Source organism: Cellulomonas citrea (genome assembly GCF_009829685.1).
In the GTDB taxonomy this organism is placed as follows: Bacteria; Actinomycetota; Actinomycetes; order Actinomycetales; family Cellulomonadaceae; genus Cellulomonas; species Cellulomonas citrea.
In genome coordinates this window covers 1-9,524 of the sequence record NZ_VWSD01000115.1, presented here as the reverse complement: position 1 = coordinate 9,524, position 9,524 = coordinate 1, and the positions used below count along the sequence as shown (strand labels likewise).

Genomic DNA, 9,524 nt, shown 5'->3' with positions numbered 1-9,524 from the left:
CGACCTCGCGGGCCCCGACGCCACCCGCCTGCCGCTGCGCGAGGGCCTGGGCCTGCTGCGCGCCGGCTGGGCCACCCGCTGGCGCGACGGGCCACCCATCGGCACCCGGCTGGCGTACCGCTGGCTCGAACGGCCGATCCCACCGCGGTACCGCGAGTGGGCACGCGACGACATCGACGGGCGATGGTTCGACACCCGTCAGACGGCCGTGGCACCACTCGCGGCCCTGGCCGCCTTCTGGCTCGTCAACGACCTCCGAGGGCGCTCGACCGACCTGGCGTTCGTCGTGGTGCTCGCCGCCATCCTGCCGGTCACGCTCTGGTTCGACCTGCTGCGCCCCGCGCGCGACCCCTACCGGACGCGTGCGGTCAACCGGCACCTCATCCCGCGGGCGGGCGAACCGACGACGGGGTTCGTCCAGACGTGGGGCACCCGCCCCCGGGTCGGCGCGCGACTCGGCACGACCCTGGCCTGCGTCGCCCTCGGGCTGGGTGCCGCCCTCTGGACGGCGGTCGCACTCGTCGCACCGCGGGGGCCCGCGATCGTCAGCTGCCCGCCCGAGCCCGACTCGCTGGTCTGCGTGACCCTGGGCTCGTCACCCTGGCACCCGCAGCGATGGGTCGCGCTCGGCGCGGTCGCCGTCGTCCTCGGGCTGGTCCTGGCGCAGCGCGCCGGTCGGCGGACCGCGCGGCTGCTCGACCGACGGCCCGTGCAGCCCTACCGGGTGGTGGTGAACCGGGCCCCTGGCCTGGTCACCCTGCTCGCGCTGGTGGTCCCGCTCGCCGGGTGGCAGGCCTGGTTGGAGGCGACCGGACAGTGGGTCGCGGTCGTCTCGCCCTGGGCGGCGGCCGTCTGCCTGCTCATGCTGCCCGGTGCGCTCGTCGCCGCCCGGGTCGCCCGGCGCGGCCCGAGCGATCTGGCCCTCGTCGACCTGTGGCAGATCGGGGTGCGCGGCCGGACCCCGCACGTCGACCCGTGGACCGTCGCCGTCGTGCGGCTGCCTGCGGCGCCCGCCGAACCGGGTGTGCCAACTGGCGACGGCCGGACGGGGCCGGACGCGCCGACGGGACAGACGGCCGAGGCGTGACCGGCCCGGCGACCTGACCGTGACCGACGGGTCCAGCCGACCCCCGAGCCGGGCTCAGCCCAGGTCGACCTCCGGGAGCCGGCCGAGCCCGTCGGCCACCGGGATCGCCGCGATCAGCCGGCGCGTGTACGCGTCCTGCGGTGCGGTCCACACCTGCTCGGTCGGCCCCTCCTCGACGATCCGGCCGGCGCGCATCACGGCGACCCGGTCGGCGATGGTCCGCACGATCGACAGGTCGTGGCTGATGAACAGCAGCCCCGCACCCGAGCCGACCGCGACGTCCCGCAGCAGCCGGGCCACCTGGGCCTGCAACGACGCGTCGAGCGAGGCGATCGGCTCGTCGCCGATGAGCAGCCGCGGGCCGGCGGCCATGGCCCGCGCGATGGCCAGGCGCTGACGCTGCCCGCCGCTGAACTCGTGCGGGTACCGACCGGCGACGCCCGCGTCGAGCCCGACGTCGGCCAGCAGCGCCGCGATGCTCGGGGCGTGCTCGTGACCGGCCGGGTGGATGGCCCGGGCGTCCTCGATCTGGTTCCCCACCCGACGCCGCGGGTTGAGCGAGGCGTTCGGGTTCTGGAACACCATCTGGATGCGGGCCAGCCGCGCTGGCCGACGACGCAGCCCGAGCGGCTCGACCGCGTCACCGTCGAACGTGATCGACCCGGCGGTGGGGCGTTCGAGCCCGCAGACGGCACGTGCGAGCGTCGACTTGCCGCAGCCGGACTCCCCGACCAGACCCACCACCTCACCGGGGGCGACGTCGAGGTCGACGCCGTCCACCGCACGCAGCTCGGGCAGGCCGCGCCGGCGGTAGCTCACCTGCAGCCCGCGCAGCTCCAGGCCGCTCATGCCCGGCCACCGTGCGGCAGCGACTCGATGAGCGAGCGCGTGTACGGGTCCTGCGGCCGGGTGAGCACGTCGAACCGCGGCCCCTGCTCGACCACCCGCCCGGCGCGCAGCACGGTGACGGTGTCGGCGACGGCGGACATCACCGCGAGGTCGTGCGTGATGAGCACCGTGGCGATCCCCAGGTCGTCGGACAGCGAGCGGAGCAGGCGCAGCACCCCGGCCTGCACGGTGACGTCGAGCGCCGTGGTCGGTTCGTCGGCGAGCAGCACCTGCGGTTCGCAGGCGATGGCCGACGCGATCGCGATGCGCTGCAGCTGTCCGCCGCTGAACTGGTGCGGGAACTTGCGCAGCGCCTCGCGCGGCTCGGGCACCTGGGCCCGGTCGAGCGCGTCGACGGCGCGCTCCACCGCCTGGGCACGGGACAGCCGCAGGTGGTGCCGGACGTGGTCGGTGACCTGGCGCCCGATGGACAGCAACGGGTGGAACGCCCCCGCCGGGTCCTGGAACACCATCGCGACGTGCCGCCCGCGCACCGCGTTGCGCTCGCGTTCGGGCAAGCCGAGCAGCTCACGCCCGTCGAGCCGGACGCTGCCGGTGGCGCGCCCGCCCCGCGGCAGCAGCCCGAGGACCGCGAGCGCCGTCATCGACTTGCCGGAGCCGGACTCCCCGGCCAGCCCGGTGACCTGGCCGGCCGGCACGTCGAGGTCGACGCCGTCGAGCACTGTCGTGCCGCCCAGCTCGACCCGCAGGTCACGGACCGCCAGGCGCACCTCGCTCACAGCGCCCGTCCCGCGACCGAGGAGCGGGTGTGCGGGTCCAACGTGTCACGCAGCGCGTCGCCGACGAAGTTGACGGCCACGACGACGCTGAGGATCGCCAGCCCCGCCGACGTGCCGATCCACCAGGCGTCGAACTGCTGCACGCCGTCGGCCACCATCGACCCCCACTCCGGTGTCGGCGGGACGGTGCCCAGCCCGAGGAACGACAGGCCCGACAGCACGAGGATCGCGCTGCCCACGTCGAGGGTGGCGAGCACCAGGACGGGTGCGGCCACGTTCGGCAGGATGTCGCGACGCAGCGAGGTCCACGGCCCCGCACCGAGCAGCCGGCCGGCGACCACGTACTCGCGGGTCGTGGCGCCCAGCACGAGCGAGCGGGTGACGCGGGCGTACTGCGGCCAGTTGACCAGCAGGATCGCGATGACGGCGTTGATGAGGCTGGGCCCGAGCGCGGCCGCGACGACCATCGCCAGGATGATCGTGGGGAACGCCAGCACCATGTCGGCGACGCGCATCACCACCTCGTCCACCCAGCCGCCGAGGTACCCGGCGAGCGCACCGAGCACGGCACCGACGACGAGGCAGCCGACGACGAGGGCGACCGCCACCGGGATCGACAGCCGCGACCCGAAGATGACCCGGGAGAGCACGTCCCGGCCGAGCGAGTCGGTGCCGAGCAGGTGCGCACCTCCTGGTGCCGCGAGCCGGTCGGGGGTCTGCTCGAGCGGGTCGAACGGTGCGAGCAGCGGCGCGAGGGCGGCCACCGCCAGCCACACGACGAGCACGACGGCGCCCAGCACCGCGAGCGGCTGCCGCCAGGGCGAGCGCGCGCCGCGGGGAGCGAGCCGCCGGGTCCATCGGCCGGGGCGTTCCAGGACGTCGCTCATCGCAGCCGCACCCGCGGGTCGACCACACCGGTGACCAGGTCGACGAGGAAGTTGATGGCGATGTAGGTGACGCCCACCACGATCCCGACGCCCATGATGGCCGGCAGGTCGAGCTTGGTGGCGGCCAGGTAGGCGTACTGCCCCAGACCGTTCCAGGCGAAGATCTGCTCGGTGAGCACGGCCCCGGACAGCAGCGAGCCGAACGCGAGCCCGACCATCGTGAGGATGGGCAGCAGCGCACCGCGCAGCACGTAGCCGAACGTGACCTGGGCCGGTGCCAGACCGCGGGCCCGCGCCGCCGTGACGTAGGGCTCGGCGAGCACGTCGAGCACGGCCGAGCGGGTGAACCGCACGAGCAGCCCCGCGATGTAGAGGGTGAGCACGAGGGCGGGCAGCACGAGGTGCAGCGAGGCGTTGGCGACGATCGACCACTGCCCGGCCAGGGCCCCGTCGATCGTGTAGAAGCCCGTGACGTGCGGTGGCGGGGTGAGGGTCGCGTCGAGCCGGCCGGAGCCGGGCAGCCAGCGCAGCCGGAAGAAGAACACGTAGAACACGACGAGCGAGAGCCAGAACATCGGGGTGGAGACGCCGAGCAGGCTGACCACCCGGATCACCTGGTCGGTGAAGCGCCGGTGCCGCAGCGCCGCGAGCAGGCCGAGCCCGACGCCGAGCAGCACCGAGACCACGAGCACGGCCGTCGCGAGCTCGGCGGTCGCGGGGAACGCCCCGGCGAGGTCCACCGCGACCGGGTGCCGGGTCTGCGGGGAGGTGCCGAGGTCGCCGTGCAGCAGGCGCACGAGGTAGTGCCAGTACTGCAGCGGCAGCGGGTCGTCCAGGCCCATCAGCCGCCGGTACTCGGCGACGATCTGCGGGTCGGCCGCGGCCTGGTCGCCCAGCACCGCCGCCAACGGGTCTGCGGGCACCAGGTTGGTGAGCACGAACGTCACCACGGTGATGCCCCACAGCAGCAGCACCGAGATGCCCAGCCGGGTCAGGACGTACCGCACCAGCGGGTGGGCACGCCGACGCGACCCGCGGAGGTCGTCCGCGGGTCGCGTCGAGACGTCGTTGCTCATGCGGTGGTGCTCAGTGGATCGACGCGAGGTCGAGCAGCCACAGCGGGCTCGGGACGACGTCCGAGACGGTCGTCGTGGTGACGACCGACTGGGCCGGCTGCAGCAGCGGCACGATCGGGCCGACCTCGTTGAGCGTGCGCTGCAGGTCCTGGTACGCGGTGTTGCGGGTGTCCGCCGACGCGGACTGCGCGGCCGCGACGAGCGGGGCGACCTGCTGGCCGGAGGGCGAGTCCGCGGTCCAGTTGGCCCGCGTGGCGACGCCCTGCCCGGGGGTGAACGCCAGGTAGTTCGACGCGTCCGGGAAGTCCGGGCCCCAGTACGACAGCGCGGCCTGGACGGTGTTCGAGCGCAACGTCGAGTAGTAGGTCGCCGCGGGCTGGGGGTCCAGCTGCAGGGTGATCCCGACGGCCTTGAGGTCGGCCTGGATCGACTGGGCGATGAGCTCGAGGCGCAGGCCCTGGACGGTCACGTCGGAGGCGTACAGGTAGCTGATCGGCTCACCGGCGTAGCTGGACTTGGCGAGCAACTCCTTGGCCTTGGCGACGTCGTAGGAGTTCGCCGGGTCGCTGGTGAGCGCCCCGGGGAACTGGACCGGCACGACGCCACCGGGCTGGACCGAGCCCTTGCCGGCGATGTCGAGCAGCTTGCTGTAGTCGATGGCGTGCCGGACGGCCGCGACGAAGTTCGGGTCGGACGCCGCCTTGCCGTGCTCGGCGTCGGCCGCGAAGAACGTGTAGACGGTGAACCCAGAGATGCCGTTGATGACCTTGGTCGAGCCGCCGTCGAGGCCCTTGGCGTTGTCCGGGGAGATGTCCAGCGCGATCTGCGCGGTGCCGGACTGCACGTTGAGCTTCTGGGTGGCCGGAGCGACGTTCTCGATGACGATCTTGTCCCAGGTCGGCGCCGTGCCGACGTAGCTCGGGTTGCGCTTGAGCACGATCTTCGAGCTCACGTCGAGGGTGTCGATCTGGTAGGCGGCCGACCCTGCCGACGCGGTGTTGAGGAAGGACTCGGCTGCGTCGTCCGTGCCGGTGGTGCCACCGTGCTCGACGACGAGCTTCTTCTCCACGATGCCCAGCGACGGGTTCGCCAGGATGGCGGGCAGCGCCAGGTTCGGCGTGGCCGTCGTGAGCGTGAGGGACGTGTCGTCGACCTTGGCCACCGTGACGCCGTCGAGCAGGAACGACGGGCTGCCGGTGATCCCCTGGACGCGCTGGTAGGAGAACACGATGTCGTCGACCGTCACGGGGGTGCCGTCGGCGAACCTGTGCTCCCCGTTGAGGGTGAGGGTGAGGGTGAGGTTGTCCGGCGAGAACGCGAACGTGGTGAGCTCGGGCACGGGGGTCGTGAGGTCGGTGCCCTCGAACGTCGTGGCGTGCTCGTACACGTTGTGCCCGAGCAGCTCGCCGGTGAACTCGTAGGAGCGGGCCGGGTCGGCCGTCTTGAGGTCGAACGTGCTGTCGACCACGAGCGTGCCGCCGGACGCGGACGACGCGGCGGGGGCGGACCCCGACGAGCCGCAGGCGGCCAGGACGAGGGCGGCGGTCGCCGCGAGGAGCGGGACGACGAGGGAGCGTCGCAGGGTGCGGTTCATGGGGGATCTCCACAGGGTGCGGGCGCGCAACGGCGTCAGAGGTCGAGCCGGCGCTGGGGGGTGCGGCGGGGGGTGCCGCGGGACGCGCAACCAGACCTCCCGGCCGGGCCGGGGGTCTGCGGGGTCAGACGCGCAGGGTGGTCGTCAGTGACGACAGGGGACGGCCCGGCGCGTCCGACGACAGCAGACGACCAGCTCGGTCGCCATCTGGGCTGTCATCGTGCGAGCCGCCATTCGTGTCGTCTCCTTCGGTCCCGCCGCAGACGGCGGATGGTGCGCTTGCCCGGACGAGCAGTCCGTGCCAGGTCTTCTCCCGGGGGCACCCCGTCGCTCAGGGGTTGCCGTCTCACCTGCCGGGTCAGCCGCCCGCGAGGGACGACGTAAGAACTCTTGACCGGTCAATCACTTTAGCAGTCAGGTGAACGGTGACCGGCGACGCCCACATCGTGGGACCACTGTCACGTCGCCCCAGGTCAGACCGTCGAGCCATGCTGCCCGTGCCGCCACAGCCACCACGCAGCCACGACCCCCTGCACGATGACGACGGCACTGATGCTCGACGCGATGACGCCGGCGGACTGGTCGGCCGCGGTGAGCAGGTCGAAGCCGGCATGCCACACGAGCACCGGCACGACGCTCCAGCCGGCGCCCTGGGCGATCCAGGCCAGCAGGTACGAGCCCGCGACCAGCGCGATCATCCAGCCGAGAATGCCCCAGCCCATGTCCACGTAGGTGGGGTTGAAGAAGAAGGCCGGCAGGTGCCAGCCGATCCAGACCGCCGCGACGAGCGGTGCGGCCCGGAAGGTGCCGTACCGGCGCGCCAGCTCGGGCAGCAACCAGCCCCGCCACCCGGTCTCCTCGCCCAGACCGAAGGTGAGGACCCAGACCGCCGCGACGCCCCATGCGCCGACGCCGGGCAGCTTCGAGGTCAGACCGAAGCCGCCGAGGTCGGGCAGGCTCCCGGTCACGGCCCAGGCCGCGCCGTAGCCGACCACCAGGTAGGCGATCGGCATCCCGACGGCGGCGAGCCACCAGAGCCGACCGAAGCGGAGCGCGAACGTCCGACGCAGCCAATGGCGCACGCCCTGCCCCCCACCCGTGCGGTACGACGCAGCGAGGGCGCCGAGCGCAGGCCCGAAGGAGGCCATGAAGAACTGCAGCGGCACCGTCGGCAACGCGGTGCCGAGCCGTGCGTTCGCCAGCAGCGGGAGCCAGACCGCCCAGGTCACCGCGAAGGCGACCGCGATGAACACGACGATGCCCCCGCCCCTGCTGTCCGGTTGCGGCATGGTGCCCTTCTTCGCGTCGCTATAGCGCCACTATACTAGTGGCACTATAGCGACGGTTACGATCGGGCCATGGCACGAGGCGGTCAGGACGCCACCGGCAGGGACCTGAGAGCCGAGATCGTCGCGGTCGCGGCGGCGCTCCTGGTCGAGCAGGGCGACCCAGAGCGGGTGAGCATCGCCACGATCTGCGCCCAGGCCGGGTGCACGCCACCCTCGCTCTACCACTACTTCCCGACCAAGGACCACCTTCTGCAGGAGGCGAGCGCGCGCGCCCTCGGCGACTTCTCCCGCACCCTGCGCCGACGCACCGACGCAGCCGCGAACCCGGCCGACGAGCTCGCCACCCGCGGCCGGGAGTACCTGGTCTGGGGGCTGAGCCACCCCGCGCAGTACCGCGTGCTCTTCGACCGCCCGCAGACCGCGCCGGCCGCGGGAGCTGAGCCCGGCAGCGGGCTGACCGACCTGGTCGACAACGTCGAGCGGTGCCGCGCGGCCGGGGTGCTCGCGTCGAGCGCCGACAGCCTCACGGTCGCGACCGCGCTGTGGGCCACCGTGCACGGCCTGGTGCTCCTCGGGCTCACCAACCCCGGCGTCCCGCACAGGCTCCTGACGTCCGCCGCCGCGGAGTGCGCGCGCGCCTTCACCGGCGCGACCACCGGACCGGGCGGAGCCGCCGCAACGGCCGCACCCACCGGGACCACCACGGCCGCCGAGACCGCCGAGGACCCCCGGTGACGGCCGACCCGGCGCGCATCCTCGTCGTCGACGACGACCCGGGGATCCGCGAGCTGCTCACCTCGGCGCTCACGTTCGCCGGGTACCAGGTGCAGACCGCCGGGACCGCCGCCGCAGCCCTCGACGCGCTGCGCGACGCCCGTCCGGACCTCGTCGTGCTCGACATCGTGCTGCCGGACGCCGACGGGCTCGACGTGCTGCGGATGGTCCGGGCCGCCGGCGACCGCACGCCGGTGCTGTTCCTGTCCTCCCGGGACGAGGTGGCCGACCGCGTCGCGGGCCTGGCGGCCGGCGGCGACGACTACGTGACCAAGCCGTTCGACCTCGCCGAGGTCGCGGCCCGGCTCGCCGCCCTGCTGCGCCGCGCCCGCCACGAGGACCTCGACCCGGACGTGCTGGTCTACCGCGACCTGCGGGTCGACACCGCACGCAAGCAGGCGCACCGCGCCGGCCGGCCGCTCGACCTCACGACCACCGAGTTCCAGCTGCTCGCCACCCTGGCCGCCGGCCCCGAACGGGTGCTGTCCAAGGCCCAGCTGCTCGAACGGGTATGGGCCTACGACTTCGGTGGCGACGGCGCCGTCGTCGAGAAGCTCGTCTCACGGCTGCGCCGCAAGGTCGACCCGCCCGACGCCGTCCCGCTCATCCGCACCGTGCGCGGGTTCGGGTACTGCCTGCGCGCGGACGACCCGGGGGATCGATGAGGTCCCTGCGGGCGCGGATCGCCGTGGCCGTCGCGACCGTCGTCGTCGCCGGGATGGTCGCCGTGGCGGTCGTGAGCGTGCTGGCCCTGCGGTCCTACCTGGTCGGGCGCGCCGACTCCGAGCTCGTCGGCACCCGGGACCGGGTGAGCGCCGTGCTCGACACCCGGGGTGAGGCGCTCGTGCCCGAGCAGCTCGTCCGCGGCTCGGTGCGCGCCGGGCTCGGCGCCTCGGTGGTCCACCTGCGCGCCGGCGGGCGGACGGTCGCCAGCTATGCGGCCGACGGACCAACCAGCTCGGCCCCGACCGACGCGGAGGTCACCGCGCTGCTGCGCGGCCCCGGCTGGGTGCCGTCCGCCGGAGCCGGGCACCGCGGGATCGCGGTCGAGACGCCCGGGCTCCTCGACGTCGGGTACTCGGAGACGGTGGCCGCCGATGCTCGTCCCCAGGTCTGTCAGGGAACTGGGTAGCTGCACTCGCCTATGAAGGAGCTCACTGTGCCCGAGGGGATCGTCCGCTGGTTCGAC

Annotated in this window: 9 protein-coding genes, 1 pseudogene and 1 riboswitch; of the genes and pseudogenes, 4 read left to right on the top strand and 6 right to left on the bottom strand. The window is 73.6% G+C overall.

Translation table 11 applies throughout. The features are described 5' to 3' along the window. A pseudogene (locus F2B26_RS12015) lies at positions 1-1,087 on the top strand (hypothetical protein); the annotation flags it as partial. Between the two features lie 54 nt (positions 1,088-1,141). On the opposite strand, the gene F2B26_RS17470 reads toward F2B26_RS12015, so the two are convergent. From F2B26_RS17470 to F2B26_RS11985, 6 genes are all read right to left on the bottom strand, one after another. Beyond that, positions 1,142-1,936, bottom strand: coding sequence for an ABC transporter ATP-binding protein (locus F2B26_RS17470; RefSeq protein WP_159809675.1), 795 nt, complete (start codon positions 1,934-1,936; stop codon positions 1,142-1,144). Beyond that, a complete protein-coding gene (locus F2B26_RS17465) occupies positions 1,933-2,715 on the bottom strand; it encodes an ABC transporter ATP-binding protein (RefSeq protein ID WP_159809673.1) in 783 nt (260 codons plus the stop codon). Before F2B26_RS17465 ends, F2B26_RS17470 begins: the two co-directional genes overlap by 4 nt. Next, positions 2,712-3,602 carry an ABC transporter permease gene (locus F2B26_RS12000; RefSeq protein WP_159809671.1) on the bottom strand — a complete coding sequence of 297 codons (891 nt, stop codon included), beginning with the start codon at positions 3,600-3,602 and terminating at the stop codon, positions 2,712-2,714. Before F2B26_RS12000 ends, F2B26_RS17465 begins: the two co-directional genes overlap by 4 nt. Continuing rightward, positions 3,599-4,678: an ABC transporter permease gene (locus tag F2B26_RS11995; protein ID WP_159809669.1), complete on the bottom strand. Its 1,080-nt coding sequence runs from the start codon at positions 4,676-4,678 to the stop codon at positions 3,599-3,601. Before F2B26_RS11995 ends, F2B26_RS12000 begins: the two co-directional genes overlap by 4 nt. 10 nt (positions 4,679-4,688) lie before the next feature. Then, entirely contained in the window at positions 4,689-6,272 is a 1,584-nt protein-coding gene (locus tag F2B26_RS11990) for an ABC transporter substrate-binding protein (protein ID WP_159809667.1), read from the bottom strand. A 270-nt stretch (positions 6,273-6,542) separates the two neighbouring features. After that, positions 6,543-6,668: riboswitch (SAM riboswitch) on the bottom strand. Between the two features lie 77 nt (positions 6,669-6,745). Then, positions 6,746-7,561, bottom strand: a complete 816-nt coding sequence (locus tag F2B26_RS11985) for a CPBP family intramembrane glutamic endopeptidase (protein WP_159809651.1) — start codon at positions 7,559-7,561, stop codon at positions 6,746-6,748. Positions 7,562-7,630: 69 nt separating this feature from the next. On the opposite strand from F2B26_RS11985, the gene F2B26_RS11980 reads away from it, so the two are divergent. Genes F2B26_RS11980 through F2B26_RS11970 form a run of 3 tightly spaced genes read left to right on the top strand, consistent with a single transcriptional unit; the run spans position 7,631 to position 9,467 of the window. Beyond that, the gene (locus F2B26_RS11980; protein ID WP_159809650.1) at positions 7,631-8,296 is read left to right on the top strand and encodes a TetR/AcrR family transcriptional regulator; all 666 of its coding nucleotides are present in this window, start codon (positions 7,631-7,633) and stop codon (positions 8,294-8,296) included. After that, a complete protein-coding gene (locus F2B26_RS11975; RefSeq protein WP_159809649.1) occupies positions 8,293-9,000 on the top strand; it encodes a response regulator transcription factor in 708 nt (235 codons plus the stop codon). The genes F2B26_RS11980 and F2B26_RS11975 overlap by 4 nt, the downstream gene beginning before the upstream one ends. Then, positions 8,997-9,467: a hypothetical protein gene (locus tag F2B26_RS11970; protein WP_159809648.1), complete on the top strand. Its 471-nt coding sequence runs from the start codon at positions 8,997-8,999 to the stop codon at positions 9,465-9,467. Before F2B26_RS11975 ends, F2B26_RS11970 begins: the two co-directional genes overlap by 4 nt. Positions 9,468-9,524: the final 57 nt, after the last annotated feature.